General features: G+C 61.5%; 20 protein-coding genes. 2 read left to right on the plus strand and 18 right to left on the minus strand.

Annotated elements, in window-relative coordinates; translation table 11 throughout:
* Window positions 1–50: 50 nt before the first annotated feature.
* Window positions 51–1259 carry a class I SAM-dependent rRNA methyltransferase gene (locus tag ACYQ0Z_RS00910; RefSeq protein WP_459863496.1) on the minus strand — a complete coding sequence of 403 codons (1209 nt, stop codon included), beginning with the start codon at window positions 1257–1259 and terminating at the stop codon, window positions 51–53.
* A 77-nt stretch (window positions 1260–1336) separates the two neighbouring features.
* Between ACYQ0Z_RS00910 and ACYQ0Z_RS00915 the strand changes: the two genes are divergently transcribed.
* Window positions 1337–2260 (plus strand): Na/Pi cotransporter family protein, encoded by a 924-nt coding sequence (locus ACYQ0Z_RS00915; protein WP_459863498.1) that lies wholly within the window; start codon window positions 1337–1339, stop codon window positions 2258–2260.
* A 24-nt stretch (window positions 2261–2284) separates the two neighbouring features.
* Here ACYQ0Z_RS00915 and deoC read toward each other — a convergent pair whose 3' ends face one another.
* The 7 genes from deoC to ACYQ0Z_RS00950 form a co-directional block, all read right to left on the minus strand.
* Window positions 2285–2956: a deoxyribose-phosphate aldolase gene (gene deoC, locus ACYQ0Z_RS00920; protein WP_459863500.1), complete on the minus strand. Its 672-nt coding sequence runs from the start codon at window positions 2954–2956 to the stop codon at window positions 2285–2287.
* Window positions 2957–3394 carry an NUDIX hydrolase gene (locus ACYQ0Z_RS00925; RefSeq protein WP_459863503.1) on the minus strand — a complete coding sequence of 146 codons (438 nt, stop codon included), beginning with the start codon at window positions 3392–3394 and terminating at the stop codon, window positions 2957–2959. It abuts the gene before it with no gap.
* 291 nt (window positions 3395–3685) lie between these two features.
* Entirely contained in the window at window positions 3686–5623 is a 1938-nt protein-coding gene (locus tag ACYQ0Z_RS00930; protein WP_459863505.1) for an AMP-binding protein, read from the minus strand.
* A gap of 161 nt (window positions 5624–5784) precedes the next feature.
* Window positions 5785–7269: an IS1182 family transposase gene (locus ACYQ0Z_RS00935; RefSeq protein WP_459863507.1), complete on the minus strand. Its 1485-nt coding sequence runs from the start codon at window positions 7267–7269 to the stop codon at window positions 5785–5787.
* Between the two features lie 114 nt (window positions 7270–7383).
* On the minus strand, window positions 7384–8361 hold the full coding sequence (locus tag ACYQ0Z_RS00940) for a FecCD family ABC transporter permease (protein WP_459863509.1): 978 nt from the start codon (window positions 8359–8361) through the stop codon (window positions 7384–7386).
* A 14-nt stretch (window positions 8362–8375) separates the two neighbouring features.
* A complete protein-coding gene (locus ACYQ0Z_RS00945) occupies window positions 8376–9431 on the minus strand; it encodes a FecCD family ABC transporter permease (RefSeq protein ID WP_459863511.1) in 1056 nt (351 codons plus the stop codon).
* The gene (locus tag ACYQ0Z_RS00950; protein ID WP_459863513.1) at window positions 9428–10396 is read right to left on the minus strand and encodes an iron-hydroxamate ABC transporter substrate-binding protein; all 969 of its coding nucleotides are present in this window, start codon (window positions 10394–10396) and stop codon (window positions 9428–9430) included. Before ACYQ0Z_RS00950 ends, ACYQ0Z_RS00945 begins: the two co-directional genes overlap by 4 nt.
* A 216-nt stretch (window positions 10397–10612) precedes the next feature.
* Between ACYQ0Z_RS00950 and ACYQ0Z_RS00955 the strand changes: the two genes are divergently transcribed.
* Window positions 10613–12613 carry a sigma-54-dependent Fis family transcriptional regulator gene (locus tag ACYQ0Z_RS00955; RefSeq protein ID WP_459863515.1) on the plus strand — a complete coding sequence of 667 codons (2001 nt, stop codon included), beginning with the start codon at window positions 10613–10615 and terminating at the stop codon, window positions 12611–12613.
* Between the two features lie 60 nt (window positions 12614–12673).
* Here the strand turns inward: ACYQ0Z_RS00955 and ACYQ0Z_RS00960 are convergent, their stop codons facing one another.
* From ACYQ0Z_RS00960 to ACYQ0Z_RS01005, 10 genes are all read right to left on the minus strand, one after another.
* Complete coding sequence (locus tag ACYQ0Z_RS00960) at window positions 12674–13189, minus strand: acetone carboxylase subunit gamma (protein WP_459863518.1); 516 nt, start codon at window positions 13187–13189, stop codon at window positions 12674–12676.
* Between the two features lie 70 nt (window positions 13190–13259).
* Entirely contained in the window at window positions 13260–15581 is a 2322-nt protein-coding gene (locus ACYQ0Z_RS00965) for a hydantoinase B/oxoprolinase family protein (protein WP_459863520.1), read from the minus strand.
* Between the two features lie 31 nt (window positions 15582–15612).
* Window positions 15613–17748, minus strand: coding sequence for a hydantoinase/oxoprolinase family protein (locus ACYQ0Z_RS00970; RefSeq protein WP_459863522.1), 2136 nt, complete (start codon window positions 17746–17748; stop codon window positions 15613–15615).
* Window positions 17749–18107: 359 nt separating this feature from the next.
* The gene (gene mtaB / locus ACYQ0Z_RS00975; protein WP_459863524.1) at window positions 18108–19454 is read right to left on the minus strand and encodes a tRNA (N(6)-L-threonylcarbamoyladenosine(37)-C(2))-methylthiotransferase MtaB; all 1347 of its coding nucleotides are present in this window, start codon (window positions 19452–19454) and stop codon (window positions 18108–18110) included.
* Window positions 19455–19513: 59 nt separating this feature from the next.
* Window positions 19514–20254 carry a 16S rRNA (uracil(1498)-N(3))-methyltransferase gene (locus tag ACYQ0Z_RS00980; RefSeq protein ID WP_459863526.1) on the minus strand — a complete coding sequence of 247 codons (741 nt, stop codon included), beginning with the start codon at window positions 20252–20254 and terminating at the stop codon, window positions 19514–19516.
* A 44-nt stretch (window positions 20255–20298) separates the two neighbouring features.
* Window positions 20299–21234, minus strand: a complete 936-nt coding sequence (prmA, locus tag ACYQ0Z_RS00985) for a 50S ribosomal protein L11 methyltransferase (protein ID WP_459863527.1) — start codon at window positions 21232–21234, stop codon at window positions 20299–20301.
* Window positions 21235–21338: 104 nt separating this feature from the next.
* The gene (locus ACYQ0Z_RS00990) at window positions 21339–22433 is read right to left on the minus strand and encodes an ABC transporter ATP-binding protein (RefSeq protein WP_459863528.1); all 1095 of its coding nucleotides are present in this window, start codon (window positions 22431–22433) and stop codon (window positions 21339–21341) included.
* Window positions 22430–23266, minus strand: a complete 837-nt coding sequence (locus tag ACYQ0Z_RS00995; protein ID WP_459863530.1) for a carbohydrate ABC transporter permease — start codon at window positions 23264–23266, stop codon at window positions 22430–22432. Before ACYQ0Z_RS00995 ends, ACYQ0Z_RS00990 begins: the two co-directional genes overlap by 4 nt.
* A 69-nt stretch (window positions 23267–23335) precedes the next feature.
* Window positions 23336–24268 carry a carbohydrate ABC transporter permease gene (locus ACYQ0Z_RS01000; RefSeq protein ID WP_459863532.1) on the minus strand — a complete coding sequence of 311 codons (933 nt, stop codon included), beginning with the start codon at window positions 24266–24268 and terminating at the stop codon, window positions 23336–23338.
* A complete protein-coding gene (locus ACYQ0Z_RS01005) occupies window positions 24265–25689 on the minus strand; it encodes a sugar ABC transporter substrate-binding protein (RefSeq protein ID WP_459863534.1) in 1425 nt (474 codons plus the stop codon). The genes ACYQ0Z_RS01000 and ACYQ0Z_RS01005 overlap by 4 nt, the downstream gene beginning before the upstream one ends.
* Between the last annotated feature and the right edge of the window lie 130 nt (window positions 25690–25819).

Genomic DNA, 25819 nt, shown 5'->3' on the forward strand with positions numbered 1-25819 from the left:
TGCCTCTAGCGTATCACAAACGGGAACACGCGCCAACGGCGTCTCGAGCGTTATTTTCGGCTGCGCACCTCAAAAATGGCAAACTTGAGATAGTCGCCTTCGCTTGCCCCGTGGATTACCGGATGGTCCTTGCCGGCCGTGCGAAACTCGACCAGCCGGAGAATCTTGTGCGTGTCGAGGGCGGCATCGGCAATGGTGGCCAGAAAGCGCTCCCGGCTGACATGGTACGAGCACGATGCTGTCACGAGGTACCCGCCGTCGCGCAGAATGCGCATGGCGCGCAAGTTGATCTCCTTGTACCCGCGACAGGCCGCGTCCACCGCCTGGCGGTTCTTGGCAAAGGCCGGCGGGTCGAGGATCACGACGTCAAAGCGCGCGCCCTCGGCATCGAGCCGGCGCAGCTCGTCGAAGGCGTTGGCCACACGGAACGTCACGCGCTCGGCGTAACCGTTGCGGGCCACGTTCTCCTTGGCCACCGCGATGGCCTCTTCGGAGATGTCGACGGCCGTGATGTGCCTGGCGCCGTAGTGTGCCGCGTGCACGGTGAAAGCACCGGTATGGCAGAAGCACTCCAACACCTCGGCACCGTCCATGCCGGTCTCCCCCCAGCCGGTCATCAGCGGGGCGATCGCGGCGCGGTTTTCGCGCTGGTCGAAGAAGTAGCCCGTCTTCTGCCCCTCGTGGACATCAACGACGAAGCGCAGCCCGTTCTCGACGATCTCCACCCACCGCGGCACCTCGCCGTACCAGACGCCCTTCTCCTGCGCCAGGCCCTCCAGTTCGCGCACCGGCACGTCGTTGCGCAGGTAGATGCCCCGCGGGCGAAACACCTCGACGAGGGCCGCGCGAATCAGGTCCCGACGCGCGTCCATGCCGTAGGTCAGAAGCTGGACGACGAGGATGTCGCCAAACTTGTCGACGATCAGGCCGGGGAGAAAGTCGGCTTCACCGTACACCATCCGGCAGGCCGAGGTGTCGGCCAGAAAGCGCTCGCGGTGGCGCTTGGCCTGTTCGAGGCGGCGCACGAAAAAGCCCACGTCGATCTCCTCGTGCGGATCGTAGGTCAGCACACGCACCAGGATCTGCGAACGCGGGTTGATGTAGCCCTTGGCCAGAAAGACACCCTGGTGGTTGTAGACGTTCACGAGGTCCCCGGGCTGGGGATCGCCCTCCACATGCGCCACTTCGGTCTGGTAGATCCACGGGTGCCCTTGTTCCAGGCGCCGCCGCCGCTTGCGCTGCAAAAAAACGCGGCCCACCGCCGTCCCTCCTTTCGCGCATGGCATTGTCCCGCCCTTCATAGGAATGAAAGGACAACACGTCCGGAGGGCAGGACATGATCAAAGCAGTGCTCATCCCGTTTTCCGTCGGCTTGGCCTTGTTCCTGTTCGGCCTCACCATCCTGCGCCGCGGGCTCGACGGGTTTGCCGGCCCCCGTCCCGCGCGGCTGCTGGCCACCTGCACGCGCACGCCGCTGCACGGCTTTCTCACCGGCACGGCCGTAACGGGGATCCTGCAATCCTCAAGCGCCGTCACGGTGGCCCTCGTGGGCTTGGTGGACGCGCGCCTGCTCACGTTCCCCGCTACCGTCGGCGTCATCCTTGGCACCAATGTTGGCACGTGCCTTACGGTCGAACTGTTGGCCCTCAACGTTGAGCGTTTCGCGCTGCCCCTCGTGTTGATCGGGGCCCTGCTGTGGGCCGCACCCAAACGCCCCATCCTCAGGGGGATCGGCCTCACCGTCGGCGGTTTCGGCTGCCTGCTCATCGGCCTTGTCGTCATGCAGAGCGGCGCACGCCCGCTTGAGGAGACCCCGTGGTTTGCAGAGCTGTTCCGCCGCGCCCAGCACAGCGAAGCCATCGCCCTTCTGTTCGGGCTCCTTTTCACGGCCCTCATGCAAAGCAGCACCGCAGCGACCGCCGTGGCCATGAGCATGGCCGCCACCAACGCCTTCTCCGTCCCCCAGGCCATCGCCTTCGTGCTGGGGGCAAACATCGGCACGTGCACGACGGCCCTGCTCGCCGCCATTGGGGCCCGTCCGGCAGCGCAGCGCGTGGCGTGGTGCCACTTCACCTTTAACGTGCTCGGCGTCGTGGCCGCCTATCCCCTGTTGGAGGCCCTCACCCGCCTCGTCGCCTGGCTGAGCGCTGATCCCGACACCCAGGTGGCCCACGCGCAAACACTGTTTAACCTGTTTTGTTCCCTGATCGCCCTTCCGCTGGCCCGCCCTTACGCAAAGTGGATCGAGCGGCTCTTCTGATGCCCGGAGACCGCTCGCACGGCGTCAGTATCCTTGCCCCGCCGGCTGCGCCCCGGTCACGATGGCCACACCGCTCGACGTGCCAATGCGCGTGGCACCCGCTTCGATCATGGCCCGCGCCGTCTGCGCGTCGCGCACCCCGCCGGAGGCCTTGACGCCCATCTCCGGGCCCACCGTCTCGCGCATCAGCCGCACGTCGGCCACCGTGGCTCCGCCCGGTCCGAACCCCGTGGAGGTCTTGACGTAATGGGCGCCCGCCTCCTTCGCCAGCTGGCACGCGCGCACCTTTTCCTCATCGGTCAAGAGTGCCGTTTCGAGAATCACCTTGACCAGGGCCTTCCCTCGCGCGGCCTCCACCACCGCGGCAATATCGTCCCGCACGGTCGACTCGTGCCCCGACTTGAGCGCCCCGACGTTGAGCACCATGTCCACTTCGCTCGCCCCGTCAGAAAGCGCTTGCGTGGTTTCGTATACCTTGACCGCCGTGGGTGTCGCGCCGAGCGGAAATCCGATCACCGTGCACACCCGCACCGGCGTGTCCGCAAGGCGCCTGGCTGCCGTGCGCACCCAGTAAGGGTTGACGCAGACAGCGTAAAAACCATACGCCCGCGCTTCGTCGCACAGCTTGAGGATGTCCGCCTCCGTTGCCGTCGGTTTGAGGAGCGTGTGGTCGATGTATCGAGCCAAGTCGCGCATTCAACCGGTTCCCCTTTCCAAGCCCAAGTACGCGTATGCTTTCGTGAGCACGTCCACGTTGTTGTCGTACCCATGCTCACGTTGTCGCCGCCACGCTTCGTGCGGCGCAAGCCACTGCGCCTCGTTGATCTCCTCCACCTGCGGGCGAACCGCCCCATCGGTGGCTTCCACGAGAAAGTAGTGCACTTCCTTGTCCACCGTCTTTCCTTCCCTCGGGTGGACGTACTGGTACCGCACAACCGCCAGCGGGCGGACGATGCGGCCGCGCACGCCCGTTTCCTCAGCAATCTCGCGCAACGCCGTCTCCTCGATGGTCTCCCCCGGCTCCTGCTTGCCCTTGGGAAAGGTCATCTTGCCATAGCGATCCTCAATCATCAGAATCTCCAAGCCTCCGTGGCGCTTGCGGTACACCACGCCACCGGCGGACACTTCACGCATCCTTTCACCCCCCAAAATCGCATGGCGGAAGAGCGGAGGGCAACACGCCTTCATCCTACGCATTCTCGTCCTGCCTTGCAAGCCTGTCCCCCACCCAACCACACGAAGTTCCCTGCCACGCGTTTGCGTCCGTCACCCCGCAACCGGGCAACCTGAGAAAGGTTTTGTGTTTATTGTAACACACATCCATTCGCCATCCCACCAACCCCTTCTGCCGCTCCCCATGCCAAAAAAAAAAACGCTGCAGGCCACACAGGACCTACAGCGTTTCATCCGGTTCAGCGGCGTGGACTACCGCGCCAACCGGCGGATCGCCTCGACCGCCTCTGGGTTCTCCAAAGCCGACAGATCGCCGGCGCTCATGCCAAGGTAGGCGGCGCGCACGGCACGGCGCATGATTTTGGCGTTGCGCGTTTTGGGCAGGTCGGTAACGAAATGGATGGTCTTGGGACGCAGGGCCTTGCCCATCCGCTCGGCAACCCAATCGAGCAGTTCCCGCGCCAGCACCTCAGACGCTTCTGCGCCAGGCTTCAGCACGACGAAGCAGACCGGCACCTCGCCCTTTACCTCATCCGGAACGCCAATGGTCGCCGCCTCCTTGACGGCCGGGTGGTCGACCAGCACCGATTCCACTTCCGCTGGCCCCAACCGCTTGCCGGCCACGTTGAGGGTGTCGTCGGAGCGCCCCGTGATCGTCCAAAAGCCCTGGTCGTCGAGGATCACCCAGTCGCCGTGCACCCACGTGTCCGGCCAGCGCTTCCAGTACGTTTCCTCGTACCGCTCGGGATCCTGCCAAAAGCCCCGCGTCTGGCCCACCCACGGCTGCGTCAGCACCAGCTCGCCCACCTCGCCGCGCACCGGCCGGCCGTCCTCCCCGTACACCTCGGCGGCCATGCCGGGCAGCGCGGCGTTGAACGTGACCGGCGCGATGGGCTTCACCAGGACGTTGCCGAGGATCCCGCCGGAAATTTCCGTCCCCCCCGAATAGTTAAAGATCGGTACGCGACCCCGGCCCACCTTGTCGAACAGCCACAGCCACGGCTCGGGATTCCACGGCTCACCCGTCGATCCGATGACGCGCAGGCTGGACAAATCATGCCGGTGGGCCAACGCCTCGCCGTGGGGCATCAGCGAGCGGATCAGCGTCGGCGAGATGCCCAGGTGCGTGACGCGGTGACGGGCAACGAGCTGCCAGATGCGATCCGGTTCCGGATAGTCGGGGGTGCCGTCGTATAGCACCATCGTCGCCGCGTTCAAGAGCGCACCGAAGACAAGGAACGGGCCCATCATCCAGCCCATGTCGGTGACCCACAGGAGCACCTCTCCAGGCTTCAGGTCCATGCCGAAGCCGGCATCGAGGGCGGCCTTGATCGGAAAGCCGCTGTGGGTGTGCACTGCGCCCTTGGGTCGCCCCGTTGTACCCGAAGTGTAGAGGATGAGCAGCGGATCGGCACTGTCCATCGGTGCGGCTGCTATATGGGCGCCCTCAACTTCCAACTCGCGCCAGTCGAGGTCGCGCCCCTCGCGCCACGGGATGGCCCGCCCGGTGCGCCGCACGACGACCACCCGCTCGACGCTCGGCACCCGATCCGCAGCCTTGTCGGCCTCCTCCTTCATCGGGACGACCCTGCCACGCCGGTAGAACCCGTCGGCCGTGATCAATACTTTCGCCTGGGCGCTCTCCAGGCGCTTGGCCACGGCGTCGGCCCCAAAGCCGGAGAAGGCCGGCATCACCACGGCGCCGATCTTGGCTGCCGCCAGCATGGCCACGACGGTTTCGGGGAGCATCGGCAAGTAAAGGGCCACGCGGTCCCCCTTTTCGATTCCCAGCCGCTTCAGCCCACACGCCACGCGGCTGACCCACGCCGCCAGCTCCTCGTAGGTAATTATGCGCGTGCGCCCTTCCTCCCCTTCCCACACGATGGCCGGGCGGTGGCGCACGGCAGGATCGTCCAGCCACTTGTCGACGGCGTTGTGCGCCGCGTTGAGCCGCCCCCCCACAAACCACTCCGGCCACGCCGGGCCGCGCGAGACGTCGAGCACCTGCCGGTAGGGCGCAAACCAGGCGATGCCGAGGGCCTTTTCCGCTTCTCCCCAAAACCAGGCCACATCGCGAATCGACGCGGCGTAAAAGGCGTCATAGTCGTCAAACCCCAGCGCCTTCATCCACTGCGCCAGCCGCGTGTTGCGGACGTACTCCGGTGTCGGGTACCAAACGGGTTCTGCCATCAGCTCTCCTCCTTCTCCGAGAAACGCTTGCTCTGCCCCGATTTTATTCCGATTACATTATCAATTTAGCATTCTTTTTCTATTCAGAAAACCTTGATTTCGTGTCCGCACATGCAGGTATCACGACGTTATCCATGTCAACCCTGGCGAGGAGGATGATCTCAGAAACAAAAACGCAGACTTCCGGAGAAGCCTGCGTCAGACTGCAGACAAACACCCTCGGTGCCAACGCAGCCGAGGGAGTTTTCATGTCGTCTGAGTACGAAAAGGACACCGAAATGAAGGGCATGGCGCCCTGTTTTTCCTAACCTCCATAACCAATTCGCCAGCTTTTTTAAATTCATACAAGCAAAAACAAGCATCGCCTGCATTGTCACTTTTTCCAACCCTCGCAACGTGGTCCAACGCAAGCCATGCTTCTCCTTGAGATCCGCAAATACACGCTCAATCGTTTCCTTTCGGCGTGCATATAGGCGTTTATTCACTTCTGTATGGCGCAAGTGCTCCACTTCTTCCATGTAATGGGCCCAGATATGGCGGCTCACACGCTTAACCGCGTCGTGGCTTTCTGTGCACTGGGAGCGGAATGAACAAGATCGACAGGTCGTGGCATCGGAACGGTAGATTCGGTAACCCTCACGGGTCGTGGTTTCGTAGGTAAGCACTTGTCCGGCAGGACAAAGATAGCAATCGTAGTACTCATCGTACACGTAATCCTGCTTTCGATACCTTCCGTCTTTTGTGTGGGGACGGGTATACGGCATGACCGGACGGACCTGTTGGTCCAAGAGGTACTTGCAGATATAAGGCGTTTTATACCCCGCATCCACCGCGACAGCGCTGGGCTTTCCGACGTGCTTGACAGCTTGCTCGAACACATCCGGGAAAACCTGACTGTCATGAACGTTGGCGGCCGTGACGACGGCACTGACGACAAAGCCGTTTTGGTCGCTGGCCGCATGGAAGGAGTAAGCGAACGTCTGTTCCTTTTCGTTTTTGACAAACCAGCCGCTGTCCGGATCGGTGGTGCTTTTTTTCACCTCCTTCCAGACGGCTTTAGACTTTTTTGGCAACGGCTTTTTCCCGTGCGCTTCGCGGTCCTGGTTGATTTCCTCTTCGAGAAGTTCTTGATATTTCTTGCCTTCTTCCTGGACAAGCCGCTTGATGAATTTTCTCTTGTTGGCGTTGGCTTTGACATGGGTGGAATCGATATACAACACGGAAGGGTCGACCAGCCCATGATGGCAGGCTTCTTCAAGAATGCGCGTGAAGATCCTTTCAAAGAGGTCGGTACCCTTGAATCGGCGGACATAGTTTTTTCCAAACGTCGTGAAATGGGGGATGGGCTGGGTGAGATCGTATCCCAGAAACCACCGGTAGGCGAGATTGGTTTCGATTTCTTTGATGGTTTGACGCATGGAACGGATGCCGAACAGATACTGGATGAGCACCATTTTGATGAGGACAACGGGATCGATGCTGGGTCTTCCGTTGTCTGGGCAGTAACGATCTTCCACTAGTTCGTAGATAAACGAGAAGTCGATGGCGTTTTCGATTTTGCGAACCAGGTGATCCTGAGGCACCAATTCGTCCAACGAAACAACGGTAAGCTGGTAACGGCCTTCGGCCGATTGTTTTCTCAGCATGTGGCCACCTCTGCATGATGGGATAAGAACTCTATTCGACAAAAAAGCGTGTAGACCTTGTACCTCCCGGTACTTTGTCTACACGCTGACGCAGACTTCCGGAGAAGCCTGCGTTCAACGGGCCGAACGGGCAAGTACATATAAAAAATACGGCGCACCGACAACGGCGACGACGATGCCGGCGGGAATCTCCGACGGCTGCACCACCACGCGCCCAACCGTATCGGCTCCCAAGAGTAAACATGCGCCGAGCAATGCCGACGCCGGCACGACGTGCGCATGATGCACGCCGACCAAGCGCCGCGCCAAATGCGGGGCAATCAGTCCCACAAACCCGATCCCGCCGCTCACCGACACCGAAGCCGCCCCGAGCGCGACGGCAGCCGCCAGCAACTGCAACCGCTCTTTTGCCACCGACACGCCGAGCCCGGTTGCGATGGTCTCGCCAAATAAGAGCGCGTCGAGAACACGGGATTTGAAATAGACATAAAGAAACAGCCCCACCACCCATGGCAACAATGTCCATGCATGATCCAGGGTGGCTCCCCATATGCTTCCCGTGAGCCAGGTCGCCACAAACTGGTACAGCTCCCGGCTGAGCCGGAGGGACAGCACGGTCATAAGCGCGCTCAACCCGGCGGCAACGGCCACGCCGGTTAACACGAGACGACCTGGCTGCAGCCCCTGCCGCCGCTCGTAGGACAAGGCGAACACGAGAACGGCCGCCAGTGCACCGCCCACAAACGCGAGGAACGGCAACAGGAGTACCGGAGCACCTGACCCCGTCGGGAACCAGGAAAGGTACAGGACCACCATCACGCCCGCACCGGTGGAAATCCCTAAAAGGTGCGGGTCGGCCAGCGGGTTGCGCGAGACCGCCTGAATGACACATCCCGACAGCGCCAGGCCCGCACCCGCAAATGCCGCAACGAGGACGCGCGGAAGCCGAAACTCGAATAAGATCAGCTCCTGCTTCGCCGTCCCCATGCCGGCGAGCGTTTTGACCACTTCCACCGGGTTCATGCGGCTGGCCCCGGTATTCAGGCTGATGGCAACGATCACGAGCAGGCAGAGGAAGAGAATCGGAATCACCGCACGTCGGCGACCTATACGAATCCCCCCTTCCCTTTGCGGGCCACGTACAGGAAAAAGGGCACGCCGATTAACGCAAACAGCACGCCGATCGGCGTTTCATAAGGCGGGTTGATCATGCGCGCGCCGATATCCGCCCAAATCATCAACAGCCCGCCGAGGACCGCGGAACACGGGATGACCGCACGATAATCAACCCCCACCACAAAACGGGCCAGATGCGGAACGACGAGGCCGACAAAGCCGATCGGACCGACCGCCGACACCGCGCCGCCGGCAAGGGCCAGCACCACAGCGGCACCTGCCAGCTTCACCCTTGTTGTTTTTTGTCCCAGTCCGGTGGCCACGTCGTCGCCAAGGCTGAGAAGGGTGATCGACCGGGACAAGAACACCGCGACAAGGATAGCGGAGACCAGCCACGGCGCCAGCCATTTCAACTGGCTCCATTTCACACCCGCCACCCCGCCGGCAAACCAGAACGCCAAATCTTGACTGAGCTGAAAGTGAAGCGCAATTCCCTCGCTTAAGGACGTAAACAGGGCGCTCACCGCGGCGCCGGCGAGCACGAGGCGAACGGGCGTCACACCACCCCTCGTCAGCGCGGTGATTCCATAAACAAGCGCCGCGGCAACGGCGGCGCCACAAAAGGACCACAGAATGAGCGCCTGATAGGAAAGACCGGGAAAAAACGCAAAACAGACAGCTACCGCAAAGATCGCACCGGCATTCAGCCCCAGCAATCCGGAATCGGCCAGCGGATTTCGGGTCATTCCTTGCATGATCGCACCCGCGACCGCAAACGCCGCGCCGACAAGCACATCGGCAAGCGAACGGGGCAGGCGCAGATCGCGGACAATGGCGTGGGCGGTTTGCTGCGCATCGTAAGCGAAAAGCGCATCCCATACGGTCGCCAAACGAATGTCCGCAGCGCCGACCGAGATCGACAGGGCAATGCTCAACACAATGGCGCCCAATCCCCCCACGAGCACGAGGGATGCCGCCCACGGACGAGCAGGCAATTGAGGTTCCGGTTTTCGTCCTCCTGGTTTCATCGTGTTCCGCGTGTTCATTTTTGATGGGCAGAAAGAAGGGTTTCGACAACAAGATCGAGCTGGTGTTCAACGGAAATGGCATCGGAAAACCAAATGTCTTCAATCTTCAACTCGTAAACATGACCGTCTTTCACAGCACCAAGGTTTTTCCAAATGGCGCTGTTTTTCAACTCGCTTTCCGCCTGTTCGGTTCCGTCCGTCTTGTATACGGTCCAGAACATGTGGTCAGCCGCGTAGTCAGGCAGCGCTTCCAGCGAAATCAATTTCCACTGCGAACCTTGTATTACTTCTTGCCGGATTTTCTCCGGGGGTGTCAGCTGCAGCGCATTGTAAATGACCTGGCCGGCATGACCAAAATTGTCGCCAATGACGTAAAAATCCTTTCCTTGCAGCTTGTAAATGCCAACGGTTTCGCCCTCGCCGATGACGCCTTTGATTTTCTCACGGGCGGCCGCGGCTTTCTGTTCAAAGCGTTGAATCCATTCCTCCGCTTCCTTTTGCTTACCAAAAAGCTCGCCGAATACGCGGATCTCTTCTTGGATGTTCTTGTAGTGGCCGAACGGAATCAACACCGTCGGCGCGATTTTCGACAACTGTTCGTACTGGTCTTCCAAATACACAATGATGAGGTCCGGATTCAGTTCGGCAACTTTCTCCAGGGACATCGGGTTGCCGACGTTTTCAATTCCCTTCGCCTGGTCGCGGATGTACGGATTTTCCATCACCGCCTGCGAAACCCCTACGGGCTTTACGCCAAGCGCCAGCGCGTTTCCCAAATACTCGTAGGGCATGACAATCCGCTTCGGATGGGCGGGAATTTCCACGGTTTTCCCGTTCGCCATCGAGAAGGTTCGCGTTTCGTTCTCCGCTGCCTTCTCGTTTTCCACTGCGGGATCCCCTTGATTCCCGCAGGCGCTCACCATCGCGAGAACCAGAACGAGGAGCAGCGCAAGTGCAGCCCTTCGTTTTCCCGTCAACATCATGATGGCAACCCCCTCGATTCGACAATGAAGTCACACCGCTAAAAATGATAATCTTTTTCATCACCGCCGTCAAGGGACAGCGGCGCTTTCTAGTCGCATTGAATATACAAAAAATTTTTAGTATAATATAATTTGCGACAAATAAGTGCTGCGCTGTAACGACCGTCGGAACGCATCCCCTCGCACCATATCCTTTCTGGTAAGGAGGTGGATCCCGTGCACGGCGGGCATTTGGCGCTCACCTCCTATCGCGAGATCGCCCGCAAACGGAAAGAATTGTCTCGCGAATGGAACGGGCTTGTGGTCCATCGCCAGATCCCGCATTCCATTCGCCCCGTGGTCCAGGACTCGTGGAAACGCTGCATGTCGTCCGGTGTGGACCCCACGCGGCAGCAAACAACGGTGCTCCTTGACGAGGACGACGTGCAAAATTTGGTTGCAAATTTCCGCCTGTATCAACTGGCCCTTCCCATCTTAGAACAGCTTGCCAAGGAGACGGAAGGAACGGGTCACCTCCTCACCCTGTGCAACCGGGATGGATTCATTTTGTACCTCCGTGGCGAACCGGCCATCTTGCGAAAAGCGGAAAAGATGAATTTCGTCCTCGGTTCGCAATGGAGCGAAGAAGCCATTGGAACCAACGCGATCGGTACGTGCCTAAAGATCGGACAACCGGTTCAGATTTTCGCTTCCGAACATTATTGCGAAGGGGTTCACGAGTGGATCTGTTCCGCTGCCCCGATTTTTGATCCCACGACCAAAACCATTCTCGGGGTCGTCGACCTGACCGGTCCGTGGAACTATGCCCAACCTCATAGCCTCGGCCTGGTGGTGGCGACATCCCAATTCATCCAACAGCGGCTAAACGAAGAGGCCGCCCGCCAACGCTATCGGCTGATGGAACGATTTTGGGAAGCCCGCGAACAGTACCCAGGCGACGGCGTACTGGTGCTGGATCTGTCCGCGCATGTGGTGCAGGCCAACGCTGCCGCACGATGCTGGCTGCGGACCAACGAGGCCCGCTTGCGCCGCTTGCTCTATCACGAGCTGATAGATCGCCCGTCTCCTGCGGATGCGCAGCCGTGTCCGCAGATCTCCTCAATACCCGACGACCCCGTCATCGAGGGCGTGTACGACGGCAACGCGCGCATCGGATTTCTTTGCATCATCCGAAACAAGCCTACCGTGCCTTCGAAGGCGCCAACACGCTCCAGCGCCGCCTGGCAAACCGTCGTGGGCCGTTCGCCGGCCATTGTCCAAGCGATGACCAAATGCGAAATGGTGGCGGATGCCGACGTTCCCGTTTTGCTTCTGGGGGAGAGCGGAACGGGAAAGGAGCGGTTTGCCCGGGCCCTTCACGCGTCGAGCCGCCGCCGCAACAAACCGTTTCTCGCCCTCAACTGCGGCGCCATCCCCAAAGAACTGGTGGCCGCCGAGCTCTTCGGATACGAGCCGGGAACGTTCACCGGGGGATTAAAGCAGGGCAAAAAGGGCAAATTTGAGGAAGCGGACGGCGGCACGCTGTTTCTCGACGAAATCGGAGAAATGCCCCTGGAATTTCAGGTTCACCTGCTGCGCGTCCTGCAGGAAAAGGAGATTCTCCGCCTGGGCGGCAGCCGACCCATTCCGGTGGACGTGCGGATCATCGCCGCCACCCACCGCGACTTGGCCCAACTCGTTCGCGAGGGACGTTTCCGGGCCGACCTGTTCTACCGGTTGAACGTGGTCAGCGTCGCCATTCCCCCGCTGCGCGACCGGCGTGAAGACATCCCGCTGCTCATCGATCACTTCCTTAGGCGATTCGCCGACAAGTACAACCGTTCCCTTCCCCAGCTCAATCCTGATTTGGAAGCGTTTCTCGTACACGCGTACGACTGGCCCGGCAACGTTCGCGAATTGGAAAACGCGGTCGAGCATGCCGTGCTCTTCTGTACGGGGAACCGCATCGATGCCACCCACTTTCCCCCATCGATCGCGCAGGCATACCTCGCCAACACGCCGAACCCGACCGCTCGGCTGCTTCCCCCCTCGCCATCAGGGGCACACAACAACCATGACGCCGGGGAACGGGAACGCCTGCTTGCGGTGCTCTCGGAAACGGGCGGAAACCTGTCGGAAGCCGCCCGCCGCCTCGGCATCGCCCGCACCACCTTGTACCGCAAGCTGAAGAAGTTCGGGCTCGAAAAGCAGGCCGTCATTCACGTGCGAAACGCCTAGGAAAACGCGAAGCCCCGCCGCTGTTAGGCGGGGCTTTTTGCGCATTCCATGCACCCTCGCTTACCTGTGGGCCGGCTCCGCACGCTCCGGCACCGGCTGGCCGAGCCAGTCGCGGTAGAAGGTCTCGATGTCCGGCTCCCAGTTGTGGATGACCGGGTACCAGGGCGTCGGCGCTTCCACCTCGAGCAGGGTGCCGCAGCTCGGGCAGTAATACTCCCGGAACACCTGCCAGTTCGGGTCCGGCGCCATCAGTTTGGGGTAGATTTCATTCAGCGCTTCCTCCGTGTCCCGCACGTAGATGAGCGCGTGGAGCTTCCAATTGTCCCGGTAGTCACAGAATTCGTGACCACAGTCACACTTGATCACCCATTCCTTCGTGTCTTTCTTCTGCACAATATACAGGTGATACTGGTAGGGGAGGATGATGCGGTCCTCCCACGGCACCCGCTCCTGTAAGATCTCCAGGTACATCCGGAAGCGTTCGGGATCTTTGGGCTCCGAGAGCATGCGGTGCAGTGTCTCCCAGTCGATCGTCCCGTCGATCAACTCTTCAATTTTCTTCCGATCGTATGCCATTGCGGTAGACCTCCTCCATTTTCCGCGTTGGCGGGAGGGCGGGGCGATTCTCCGCCCTCCGCAGCCTTCCTCACTCTTCGACCAGCACAAGGCGCTTCACGTCGGGCAGCTGTTCCACGCTCATGCGATGTTTGGAACCGAAGGTCGGCACCTCCAGTTCTTCTTCGGTCAGGTTCCAGTCCTCCGGCAGATCCCAGAAGCGCTTAAATTCCGCCAAAAACTTGGGACTTAGCTGGAAGCTCGTCGCGAACATGTGGCGCACCTGCACCGAGGCCTCCTTGCGCAAGATGCGCTCCCGCTCCTCCTTCATCCACTCGCGCGTCGGCTTCGCCCGGGCGATGCGCTCCCTGCGGATCTCCTCCCGGCGCTTTTGGGTCGCCTCCCGATCCACACGCCAACGGCCCTGCTCATCTTGGAAGAGGACCGCCCCATACACCTTTTCCGCATAGCGGGGGAGCAAGTACCCGCCGTTCAGGTCGGCCTCGATCTTCGCCGGATCACGTTCGAGCGGATCGCCGAAGCCTGGACCACCGCGCAGGTAGTTCAGGTAGAGATCGTAGTTCTCAAAGATCGTCTCTGTGGTCATGGTTTGCTTATCCCGCTTGATGGTGCGGGCTTTCATGACCTTCTCGTATTCGGGATTGTCCGGATCGGCGTCGGGCCCAAGGGGAAGCGGGAGCCCCTTCTCGATCCGCTCTTTCAGATCGGTGCCGTGGGCTTCGAAGCGATAGCCGGTGGCCGCTGGATAGCCACCCATCAGCCCCCAGTCGCTGACCATATACCCGTTCCCCATGAAGAACATGGTCCAGTCCTTGGCGTTGTACACCATGCGGAGCGTCTCATAGCCGCACCCGCCGCGATACTTTCCATACCCGCCGGTGTTGGCCTTGACGTTGCGGCCCAAGTAGATGAGCGGCTCCGCCAGCTCCCAAATCTCCATGTCGCCCATGTCGCCCTCGGGATTCCAGATCGCGGCCGCGTGATCCAGCCCGTCCTTCACCGCGCCGGCTCCCGTGCCTTCGGAAGCCGCCTCAAAGCTGTTGACGGCGTGGATCTCGTCGTACTGGTTGAACCCGCCGCCTTGGAGCCAGTTGGACGTATTGGCGTTGCCGGCGTTGACTTCTTCAAGATACCCGCGGGCGAAGTAGGCTGTGCTGAGGCTTCGCCAGATCGCGCTCCAGGCGGAAACCAGGAAGTGCCAAGCGTACGAGTGGGCCGTGCGGCGATCGTCCGGGTTCTGCCATGTCCCCCTCGGCAGGCGGAATTGCGTCGCATAATAGGCACCGTCATTGACGAGTTCCGTTGGAATCAGGGTCTGCGTCATCATCACCCAGATCCCGCTGGTGAACGAGACCGGTTGCGCGTTAAACGAATGCCAGCCCCAGCGGCTCGACCCCTCGAAATCGAGCTTCCACGTGCCGTCCGCGTGAATCGTGATTTCATGCGGCGCATGCATGATCGTGTCGACCTTCGCATAGGGCGGAACGTGAACGTCCGGGTGTTTGTACCCGACGTCGACGAACGCCACCGCCCGATACTTGCCCGGCACCGTCATCGACTTGATTCTCCGGATCAGACTGCGGCGCCCGTCTTCCACAATCTCGTAGGCAAACTTCATATAGTTGTCGATCCCCACTTCCCGAATGAGGTCGAGCACCAGATCGCGGATCATGTGGCAGCCGGCGATGCGGGTGCGCTCATCGAGCAGCCAGTAGCGTGTCGTGCGGATGGACCGCTGGCTTTCATGGAGCCAGTCGCGGAGCGGCCGGTCATTTTCTCCGGTTTTCCGGCAGGTGATCTGGTAGCCGTCACCAAACCGCTGCACCGGACCCATGGTCATCGATCCCGGCCCGAGGGCGCCGGTATCAATCACGTGCGTCACGCCCCCGACCCAACCGACCAGCCGGTCTTCCCAGAAGATGGGGACGATCGTATGCACATCGCACGGGTGAACGTTGCCCAGCAAACAGTCGTTGTTGGTAAAAATGTCACCGGGGCGAATGCCAGGGTTTTCCTCCCATCCGTTTTCGATCATGTACTTGATGGCCGCGCCCATCGTCCCGACGTGGATGATGATCCCCGTGGAGGTCATCAGCGAATCGCCGGCGGGGTTGTAAAGCGTAAAGCAGAGCTCACCCTCTTGCTCGACGATCGGCGAAGCGGCGATGCGCTTCGCCGTCTCACGGGCATTCACCACGCCGGCACGAAGCCGCGAAAACATTTTGTTGTACAAAATCGGGTCGCGTTCTTTGAGTTCCAAGTTCGTCAAACCGGCATAGTGCCCGGTCTCCCGCGTGAGCTGCAGCACCTCATCGCGATGCGTTTTGAGCGTCTGTCCCTCGAGCTTCAAGGGGCGGAAAACCATGCCCTGTGCCGTTTGGGGATTTGCCATTTGGACCATCCTCCTTCATGTTCGTGATGGCTTACCGGCGCTTGAGATGGAAGAGGCGGTGGGCATCCAACGTCGTGCTCCACCCCGGGGGAACGACCAGCGTCGTCGCCGGGGCCTCGATAATTGCCGGGCCCTCGATCCGGTTGCCCGCTTTCAAGGCGTCCATATCCCAGATGTCGGCCTTCACCCATTTCCCGCGGAAGTAGAACGGGCGCTGCCCGCGATACGCTTCGTTCGGCGGTGTTGCGTCGCCGAGCGGTTCTTCGGGAATGCGCGGCTTGACGCTCGGCACAATGCCGCGCATGATCGCGCCGGTGATGGTGAAGCCCAGTTCGGGGCTGCGGGCGGCTTTGGCGTACACGCGAGCATACGTCTCTTCAAAGGCCTCCGTCAACCGATCCCAGTCTTCGGCCTTCTCGACACGGCTGAGCGGCGAATTGATCTCGAGATCATTCAGCTGGCCGCGGTACATCATGCGGTAACCCGGAAACAGCGTGACGCTTTCCGTCGCATAACCGTTGAGGCGGAACTCCTCGATCACCTTCTCTGCCAGCTCGCTCCAGGCGCTCTGCAGCACCTTCACGGCCTCAAGCTTTTCGGCCGCACCGGCATCCGGCGCCACGTTGATATCGAGGCTCTTGTCGTAGCGGTACTCAAATTCCGCCGCGGCGCAGCCGAAGGCAGAAAACCCGGCCGCCCAGGCGGGAACGATGATGTCCTCGAACTCGAGCCCTTCGGTATACCCGTACGTATGCACCGGACCGGCGCCACCGTAGGAGAAACAGACGAAATCCGAGGGATGATAGCCTTTCCCGCTGATCATTGCCCGCAGATGATCGCGAAGGCGCGTATCGAGGAGCTCAATCACCCCCGCGGCCGCTTCCTCCACCGAGAGCCCCAGCGGACGGGCGATTTGCTCTTCAATCGCTTCTCGGGCCCGCTGTGGATCCAGCTTGACTTGCCCGCCGAGGAAATTGTCGGGGTTGATGTACCCGAGCACCACGTGGCAGTCGGAGATGGTGACGGTTTCAACGCCGCTTTCCGGCCAGCAGACGCCGACACGGTATCCCGCGCTATCCGGGCCGATCTTGATCGCATGGGTATACGGATCGATGCGCACGTAGCTGCCGGCGCCCGATCCCACGCTGTCCATTTGCACGAGCGGCAACGACAAGACCAACCGGGCCATATCCGGGTCGTGCTGGATGGTGAACTGCCCTTGGACGATCAGCGCCATGTCAAAGCTCGTGCCGCCGATATCGGTGGCCGCGATGTTGCGATAACCGAGACGTTCGCCGAGGGATCGCGCCCCGATGACACCGCCGATCGGCCCCGACACGACCGTCCGCGCCAGCTCTTTCGCCTTCCAGCTGATCGTTCCGCCGTGGCTGGCCATCACCCGCAAGTCGAAGCGGGCGCCGAGTTGTTTGAATCGCTCGTTAATTCGGACCAAGGTCTTCCGCGACGGCTCAGCGGCATACGCTTCGAGGATAGTGGTGTTGGTGCGGTGGGACTCTTTGCGCACGGGATAATAGTCGGAAGAGGCAAACACGGGGATCGCCTTCCCGGCTTCCCGCACCACCTCGAGGACGATGTCGCGCACCCGCCGTTCATGTACGGGGTTCTTGTACGAATGAAGGAAGCTGATGACAATGCCTTCCACGTTTTGTTCCACAAGGTTTCGCGCCGCTTCATAGGCTTCCTCTTCCCGCAGGGGGATGACAATGTTGCCGAACATGTCGATCCGTTCGGTAACCCCAAAGGTCAGCTCCCGCGGGACCAGAGGCGGATCATAGCGATGGGTATTGAGATGCAAGCGATCTTCGTAGGAATAGCCCAGGTACGACTGGATCGACCGCCCCATGCGATGGAAATCTTCCAACCCGCGGTTGACGATCAACCCGACGCGCAAGCCTTTCCGCTGCACGATGCGGTTGAGCATGGCCGTCCCCGAGTACACGGCCGTCACCAGCTGCGGAAAGACGTCTTCGACGGTGAGCCCCCACTGCGCCAGCGCGTCTTTCGATGAGTTGATCACGCCGACCGATTCGTCATGCGGGGTGCTCTGCGCTTTGCCCACAACGAAGTTCCCTTCCGCGTCGACAAAAAAGGTGTCCGTCATCGTTCCGCCGGCATCGATCCCCAACACCTGAATGCTCCTCGCCATCTTTGAACCCTCCCATGCTTGGTTGTCTACACAAACGCCCCTTTCCCCTGTGGTGGAAGATGAACAGGAGGCGAACGCCTTCCCTCCAGGAAAGCGTTTCACTCCAAATTCCAAGCAAGCATCATGCCAACATTTCTCCACGTCGGTCTCCCTCGCCACACGCAGCTCGCCGGCCTTTTTCGCGCACCCTTACCACCGTCCGGTTACACCTGTTGTGATACGGGTGTCCACTTGTTGTGTTACAGTTGTTCACGGGACGGGGCGCTCCACACCCCGCACGTCCGACGGCGCACCATCCCCCGCACCAATGCAAAATAAAAACCCGCCTTCCCATAAGGGGAAAGCGGGTTTTCTGGACTTCACGACACGTGGGCCATCGGCGCGTCGTCGTCGAGGACGCGCACGAGGGTGCCCTTGCATTCGTCGGGGCCGGCTTCGTCAATGCGCACCTTGCACATCTTCCCGACCAGCGACGGATCGGCGGGAAAGACCACCTTCAGGTAGTTATCGGTGTGACCGACGTAGAGGCCCGATGCCGGCAGGTCGCGCACCGGGTGTTCAGGAATCACGTCGAGGACGTCGCCGACAAACTGCTGGGCGTAGGCAAGGGAGAGGCGGTTCGACAGCTCGATAAGCCGGTCGACCCGCTCCTTCTTCACCGCTTCCGGCACCTGGTCGGGCATACGCGCCGCCGGCGTGCCGTTGCGCTTGGAGTACGGGAAAACATGCAGCTCGGCAAAGCCGATCTCCTCGATAAAACGATAGGTGTTCTCAAAGTGGGCGTCCGTCTCGCCGGGGAAGCCGACGATCACGTCGGTGGTGATGGCCACCCCCGGCAGCGCCTCACGGATCCGCTCAATCTTGGCGCGGTACTCCGCCGTGGTGTACTTGCGGCGCATCCGCTTCAGGATCTCGTCGTCACCCGACTGCAGCGGAATGTGCAGGTGGCGGCACAGCTTCTCCGAGCTCTGGATGACGGCGATCACCTCGTCCGTCACCTGGCTGGCCTCGATGGAACTGATGCGCAGTCGCTTGAGGCCATCGATCTGGACGAGATCGGCGAGGAGTTGGGCGAAGGAGTAGTCTTCCAGGTCCTCACCATAACCCGCCGTGTGAATGCCGGTGAGGACGATTTCCTTGTACCCTTGTTCCACCAGCTGCCGCGCCTGGGCCAGCACGCTCTCCGGCTTGCGGCTGCGGAGAAGCCCACGGGCCCAAGGGATGATGCAGAAGGTGCAGAAGTTGTTACAGCCGTCCTGGATCTTCAGGAAGGCCCGCGTGCGGTCGGTGAAGTCCGGCACGTCCAGCTCCTCGAAGATGCGCGTTTTCATGATGTTGCGCACGGCGTTGATCGGTTTGCGCTCGGCTTGGTACCGCTCCACGTACTCGAGAATCTTGTCGCGGTCCTGCGTCCCGATGACAATGTCGACACCGGGAATGCTCATCACTTCCGCCGGCGACGTTTGCGCATAGCAGCCCATCACGGCGATGACGGCATCAGGGTTGCGGCGCACGGCGCGGCGGATCACCTGGCGGCTCTTCTTGTCGCCGGTGTTCGTCACCGTACACGTGTTGATCACGTACACGTCGGCCTCGTCGTTGAAGTCAACCCGCCGGTAACCGGCCTGCTTGAACAGGTTCCACACCGCTTCCGTCTCGTAGTGGTTCACCTTGCACCCCAGCGTGTGGAAGGCCACCGTTGGCATTCGCGATCCCCCCTTTCCGGATGGAAAATCCAACAAAACGCGACGGCGTCTGCCGAATGCTACGCCATTAGCTCAAACCGGTAGGCGATGGCCGCCATCAGAAACAGCCCGGCCGTTTCCGTTCGCAACACCCGTTTGCCCAGCGACACGGGCACAAACCCGGCCGCCCGCGCCGCCTGCACCTCTTCCGGCGCAAAACCGCCCTCCGGACCGATGAGAGCCAGCACGCGCTGCCCCGGCCGTACGAGGGAGAGCACCGTTCCCAACGGCACCGTGCCCTCCCCTTCGTAGGCCAACAGCGCGGCATCGTAGTCGCCGGCGAGCCGGAGCACCTCATCCCAACGCCGCACCGGTTCGACGCGCGGCAAAAGGGTGCGGCGGGACTGCTCAAAGGCCTCTTTCACGATCCGTGCCCAGCGCGCCTGTCGCTGCGCCGCCTTCCTTTCGTCCAGCTTCACCACCGTCCGCGCCGACACCAGCGGCACAAAGCGGCCCACACCCAACTCGGTGCCCTTTTGCAGGATGAGGTCCATCTTGTCCCCCTTGGGCAAGCTTTGCGCGAGGGCCACTTCCACCGGAAGCTCCCGGTCCTCGGTCAGCGGCTCGACGAGGCGCACCACCACCTCGCGCGGTGAGGCACAGGCAATCTCGGCCCGCCACACGCTGCCCTCGCCATCGCAGATGATCACACCGTCGCCCGCCTTCAGGCGCATCACGCGCAGCGCGTGGTGGGCGTCCTCGTCCAGCAGCACCGCCCGGTCGCCGGCAAATCGCTCACGGGGAACCCAGTACCGTTGCATGGCAACAACCTCATGCTTGCAACCGTATTAACTTTGGTATTCTATCATTTTTTCGCGATCACCGCCAGCCAGTCGTCCTCGGAAACCGTTTCCACGACGGCTAGACCGCTGGATTCCATCGCCTCCCTTACCGCCGGCGCTTTGGAGCGGATGATACCGGAGGCGATGAACGTCCCGCCCGGTTTGAGATGTGCCGCTGCGTCACCGGCCAGGCGGACGATCACCTCGGCCAGAATGTTGGCCACAATCACGTCGGCGGCCACGGTCACACCGTCGAGGAGGTTGTTTTCCCGCACGGTAATATGGTCTTCCAGCTTGTTCAGGGCCACGTTTTGCCGCGCCGCCCTCACGGCCACCGGATCGAGGTCAAGGGCGAGCACCTCGCCCGCGCCCAGTTTGGCGGCGGCGATGGCCAGCACGCCGGATCCGCAGCCCACATCGATCACCGTGTCGCCGGGCCGCACCGCCTGTTCCAGCGCCCGCAGGCAGAGCACCGTCGTGGGGTGCGTGCCGGTGCCGAACGCCATTCCGGGATCAAGGGCGATTACCCGCTCCTCCGGGTGCTCCGGGGTGTACGATTCCCACACCGGGCGAATGGTGAGGCGCGGCGTCACGCGAATCGGCTTGTAGTACTTTTTCCACGCCGCGCTCCAGTTGGCCTCGTCCACCTCAGCCAGCGTGACGCGGGCGGGGCCCGGTTCGATGCCGTACTGGGCCAATCCGCGCACCGCCGCCTCGATGGCCTTTACCGTCTCGGGCAGGTGGGGAGACGACGGCAGGTACGCCTTCACCACCACGCCTTCCTTCGGGTATTCCGCAGGATCAAGGGCGTAAATTTCGCCGAACGCCTGGTCTCCTTCGCGCAACAGCACGAGGGGATCCTCGATCACCACCCCTCCCGCGCCCGCCTCGTGCAAGAGGTTGGCCACCGCTTCCTGTGCTTCGTGCGTCGTATGCACGGCGATCTCGATCCACGTCATCGGCGTGTTCCCCCATTCTGCGCGTTCCGTTCCGATAACAAAACGCGGCCGCCGCGCCGCGGCCTTTCGCGACGCGCCCACCGCGTCTTGCCCGCAATCTTCGTTTATTGTAGCAGGGGGGCGTCGGTGACGCCAATCCCGTGGGTCACGCGCCGGCCATCGTCCCGCCGGAACACGTGCACGCCCTCGGGCACGAGGCGAAGCCCGACGCGGTCCCCTTCCGCCACGGGCGTCTCGCCTTCCATTAGAACGCGCAAGGTGGAACCACCCTCCGTCGTCACCGTCACCAGTTTTTCGTGCCCGAGCAGCTCTACCAGGTCCACCGTACCGTCCGCGTGCCCTTGCCCCGGCCCCACGACCTGCACGTGGTGCGGGCGCACACCGACATCATACGCTCCCGCCGGGATCGTCGCCGCCAACGGCACAGCGGCCGCCATCCCCTCGAGGTAAAGCCGCTGCCCGTCCGCGCGACCCGTCAGCCAATTCATCGGCGGATGGCCGATAAAGGCGGCCGTGAAACGATTAGGCGGCGTCCGGTACAGCTCCTGGGGCGTTCCCTCGGCCACGATGCGCCCCGCATCCATCACCACCACCCGGTCGGCGATGGTCATCGCCTCGGTCTGGTCGTGGGTGACCAGCACCGCGGTAATGCCCACTTCGCGCTGAATGCGGCGAATTTCGGCGCGCATGGCTAAACGCAGCTGGGCATCGAGATTGGACAGCGGCTCATCCAGCAGCAGCAAGGCCGGTTTCTTGACGAGAGCCCGGGCCAGGGCCACGCGCTGCTGCTGGCCGCCGGACAGTTCCCCCGGCCGGCGGTCGAGCAGGTGGGCCACCTGCACCAGTTCCGCGTACTCGTGAACCAGCCGGCGGATCTCCTCCTCGGATTTCTTTTGCATGCGCAGGGGGAACGCGATATTGTCGTACACCGTCATGTGCGGATACAGGGCGTAGCTTTGAAACACCATGCCGATGTTGCGATGCTGCGGCAGGACATCGTTCACCACTTTGCCGTCGAAACGGATCATCCCGGCCGTCGGCCGGAGCACGCCGGCGAGGAGATAGAGGGTCGTCGACTTGCCGCAGCCCGAGGGCCCAAGCAAGGCGACAAGGGACCCAGAGGGGATGTCCAGGGTTAGGTTCTCCACCGCCGTCACACGACCAAATCGCTTCGTTACACCGTCCAGCTGCACCCTCATCCTTTCACCCCCCCTGTATACAGCGCCAGCAGGTAGCGCTGCATCAACACGTAGACGAGGAGAACGGGCACCATGTAGAACACCGCCACCGCCGCCACCATGCCGTAGTCGGCCACGTCCCCTTGCGACATGAGACTGCTCAAAAAGACGGGCAACGTTTGGGTCTCCATTCCTGGAGCCAGCACGTAGGGAAGCAGAAACTCGCTCCACCCGGACAAAAAGGCAAAGACGCCTGACGCCAGGAGGCCGGGCTTCACCAGGGGCAGTACCACTCTTCGCCACACGGTGAAGCGGCTGGCCCCGTCAACCATCGCCGCCATCTCATAATCCCACGGCACCTGGTCATAAAAGCCCTTGAGCACCCAGACGTGAAACGGCAAGTCGAGGGCGATCTTGACCAGCACAACCCCGATCAGCGTGTCATAGAGGCCAAGGTAACGCAAAAGCAAAAAGATGGCCACCAGCAGGGTGATGCTGGGGAAGGCGTGCAAGACGATCAGCAACCCCAGCCACAGGCGGCGGGCCGGCACGTGAAGGCGGGACAAGGCATAGGCCGCCGTGCTGGCCAACCCCACTTCCCCGAGGGTCACCAGGGCGGCAAACAGCAGGGTATTCGCCGTCAGCGCCCAGATGTTCGGCAGGTACGGATCCGAGGTCCAGAGGAAGGACCAATTGTCCCACGTCCAACCAAGGGGACGCAGCCCCTCCATTCCGTCGCTCCACGACGCCAGGAAAAGCCAGGCGTACAAGACGACGAGGGGCAAGGTCAGCGGGATAAGCAAAAGCCACGGCACCCAAGCGCGTTGGCGCACTTCGCTGGCCGCACCCAGCATTCACCGTTCCTCCTTTCCCACGGATTCGCCGTTGCGTCGCCGAACGGCGGGAACGCATCCCCCCGCGGCCTACGAGACCTCAATTTTCGGTCGATCCACCATTTTCCTAAACTGGAAAAATCTTAGGTATACCAGTGATGCAACAAGGCCGATCACGACGAGTACCGCTGCCAGAGCAGCGCCCAAGCCGAACTGCGCGTTGCCGAAGTAGTTGGACAAGGCGGTGTGGAAGGCATACAGCGCCCACACCTCGGTGGTGTAGTAGCCGGGTCCGCCATTGGTCGTGAGGAGGATGTACTCATAAGATGCCAGAAGCGACAGCGTCTGGTACGCGGCAACAAAGAGAATGGGCCACCGCAGGTGCGGCAGCACGATGTAGCGAACCGTCGCCCACGCCGAGGCGCCGTCCAGTTGGGCGGCGAGAAGTTGCGGGCGTGGAATGGCGCGAATGGCGGCAGAAAAGATGATCATCCCCATCGACGCGCCGACAAACCCGTTGATGGCGATGATCATCGGCCATGGGGCCTCATGCAGCCAGTTCCGGTCGCCCGGAAGCCCGAGCCACGAAAAAAATTGGTTCAGAATGCCGTACGGCGATTCGGCGGCAAAATACCGCCACATCAGCACGTACACCACCGACGGCGTGATGCGCGGGAGCAGCCACAAGGCGCGGAAGGCTCCGCCCCACCGGCCCGACAAGAAGGAGGTGGCCAGGGCGAGCACCAGGGCAAGGCCAACATTGAATAGCGTGAGCGTCATCGCGACGTAGAGGAAGGTGTTCCGCAGGATTTGGCCGGTCGACGGATCCGCGGCAATCCGGTGGTAGTTCTCCAGCCCGACCCACGAAAAACCGCGAAGACCCGTCGCCACGCTCATGTTCGTCAGGCTCACGAGCAGCGTCAGCACAACGGGAATCACGAAGAAGATGAGCACAACAAGAAAAAACGGCAACAAAAAGAAGATGGGAAGGCGCCACGCGTGCGCCTGCGGACGCCTTCTCATCGAATGATCACCTCGTCTTTCAGCTGCCCCTGCAGCTGCTTCACCACCGTCTCAACGGCCACTTCCGGCGTCATCTGTCCGGCCACCACCGCCGTCAGGCCACGGTAGACCGCCTGGTCGTACGTGCCAAACTGGCTGTGCAAGGGAAGAAACTTGGCGTGCTCAACCATGTAGCTGACGGCGTGAAGGAACCCGCTCTTGCGGTATTCCGGATCGTCAAGCTGCGATTTCAGGATCGCCAAGTGGCCGCTTTCCACAGCGTGGCGCGTGTTGAGATCGGGTGCCGTGGCCTCGATCAGCAGGCGCGCCGCCAACTCCGGATGCTTCGACTGGGCCGTCACCATATACACGAGCGGATGGGACAGCGTCACGCCCGGACGCCCCTTTTCGCCGCTGGGGATCAGGGCATAGCCGAGGTCGCGCATTTTGTCGTCCGTCAGACCGTACTTGTCCTTCCACTCGGCCACCTGCCACGACCCGCCGTGGAAGAAGCCCACCTTCTGTCCCATCACCGTGCGGTGCCAGATGCTCCAGTCGGTCCCGATGAGCGTCGGGCGCATCACCTTGTCCTCCTGGGCCGCACGGGCGAAGAAGCGATATTCGTTTAACAGGGCCTGCCTATCGAGGACGAGCTTGCCCGACTCGGCATCGTACATCTCTCCACCATAGGCAAAGTAGAACAGGTAGAAGTCCGGTCCCGGCTGCGGCCGCGTCCAAAAGCCCATCGCCGGTTCAACGGCACCTTTGTCTTGCAGGTCCTTGGCCACCTTCAGCAGGTCATCCAGAGTGAACGCCCCGCTCCGGATGCGATCCGGGAGCGCCTCGATGTCCGCGTCGGACCATCCCGCTTTCTTTAGCAGCGATTTCCAGAAGTACAGCGGACGGGCCTCAACGTCTTGAGGAATTCCCCAGATTTTGCCTTTATACGTCACGGCCTCCCACAGATTGGGGAACAGTTCCTGATACACAGGATTGTTCCGCACGTACTCATCCAGGGCAATGATGTGGCCGGCCTCCGACCACGGCGCCACGTCCTCGTGGCCGCTCAGCACGATGTCCGGCGCCTTGCCCGCCTCGGAGGCGAGGATGAACTTCTGCTTGTACTCCTCCCACGGCCGGTCTTCCAGCTTTCCTTCAACACGCACGCGTACAGGTTGGCCCTCTTGTTCCAGCTTCTTGTTGAGCCGCTCGGCCGCCGCCTTCAGGTTTTCCAGGCGGTAGCGCTCCGTCGGCTTGCCAACAACCATTACCGAAAACGTCACCGTTTGCACGCCGTCTGAACCGGGCGCTTGTGCAGAAGTCCCATTCGTTTCCTTGGATGTTGTCGCGCACCCGCTTACCAGCAGCGAAGGAATCAGCACGAGCAGTACCCACACGGACCACCAGCGCGACACCCTCACCCGCGGGTACGTGCGCATCATCTTTCCACCTCCGCATCCAATTGATGTTATGGTGATTTTATTATTTTCACGCTTGTAAAAAATATCCTATTGACGAAAAAGAAGAAGAGATAAGGCTCACCGCATCGACCAAGCGATAATGGTTCCGTCC

It is taken from the genome of Calditerricola yamamurae (assembly GCF_054654135.1).

Coding starts and splice junctions, on each gene's coding strand:
- ACYQ0Z_RS00915 (WP_459863498.1), top strand. CDS start 1,337: ATGATCAAAGCAGTGCTCATCCCGTTTTCCGTCGGCTTGGCCTTGTTC.
- deoC (WP_459863500.1), bottom strand. CDS start 2,956: ATGCGCGACTTGGCTCGATACATCGACCACACGCTCCTCAAACCGACG.
- ACYQ0Z_RS00925 (WP_459863503.1), bottom strand. CDS start 3,394: ATGCGTGAAGTGTCCGCCGGTGGCGTGGTGTACCGCAAGCGCCACGGA.
- ACYQ0Z_RS00930 (WP_459863505.1), bottom strand. CDS start 5,623: ATGGCAGAACCCGTTTGGTACCCGACACCGGAGTACGTCCGCAACACG.
- ACYQ0Z_RS00935 (WP_459863507.1), bottom strand. CDS start 7,269: ATGCTGAGAAAACAATCGGCCGAAGGCCGTTACCAGCTTACCGTTGTT.
- ACYQ0Z_RS00945 (WP_459863511.1), bottom strand. CDS start 9,431: ATGAACACGCGGAACACGATGAAACCAGGAGGACGAAAACCGGAACCT.
- ACYQ0Z_RS00950 (WP_459863513.1), bottom strand. CDS start 10,396: ATGATGTTGACGGGAAAACGAAGGGCTGCACTTGCGCTGCTCCTCGTT.
- ACYQ0Z_RS00960 (WP_459863518.1), bottom strand. CDS start 13,189: ATGGCATACGATCGGAAGAAAATTGAAGAGTTGATCGACGGGACGATC.
- ACYQ0Z_RS00965 (WP_459863520.1), bottom strand. CDS start 15,581: ATGGCAAATCCCCAAACGGCACAGGGCATGGTTTTCCGCCCCTTGAAG.
- ACYQ0Z_RS00970 (WP_459863522.1), bottom strand. CDS start 17,748: ATGGCGAGGAGCATTCAGGTGTTGGGGATCGATGCCGGCGGAACGATG.
- mtaB (WP_459863524.1), bottom strand. CDS start 19,454: ATGCCAACGGTGGCCTTCCACACGCTGGGGTGCAAGGTGAACCACTAC.
- ACYQ0Z_RS00980 (WP_459863526.1), bottom strand. CDS start 20,254: ATGCAACGGTACTGGGTTCCCCGTGAGCGATTTGCCGGCGACCGGGCG.
- prmA (WP_459863527.1), bottom strand. CDS start 21,234: ATGACGTGGATCGAGATCGCCGTGCATACGACGCACGAAGCACAGGAA.
- ACYQ0Z_RS00990 (WP_459863528.1), bottom strand. CDS start 22,433: ATGAGGGTGCAGCTGGACGGTGTAACGAAGCGATTTGGTCGTGTGACG.
- ACYQ0Z_RS00995 (WP_459863530.1), bottom strand. CDS start 23,266: ATGCTGGGTGCGGCCAGCGAAGTGCGCCAACGCGCTTGGGTGCCGTGG.
- ACYQ0Z_RS01000 (WP_459863532.1), bottom strand. CDS start 24,268: ATGAGAAGGCGTCCGCAGGCGCACGCGTGGCGCCTTCCCATCTTCTTT.
- ACYQ0Z_RS01005 (WP_459863534.1), bottom strand. CDS start 25,689: ATGATGCGCACGTACCCGCGGGTGAGGGTGTCGCGCTGGTGGTCCGTG.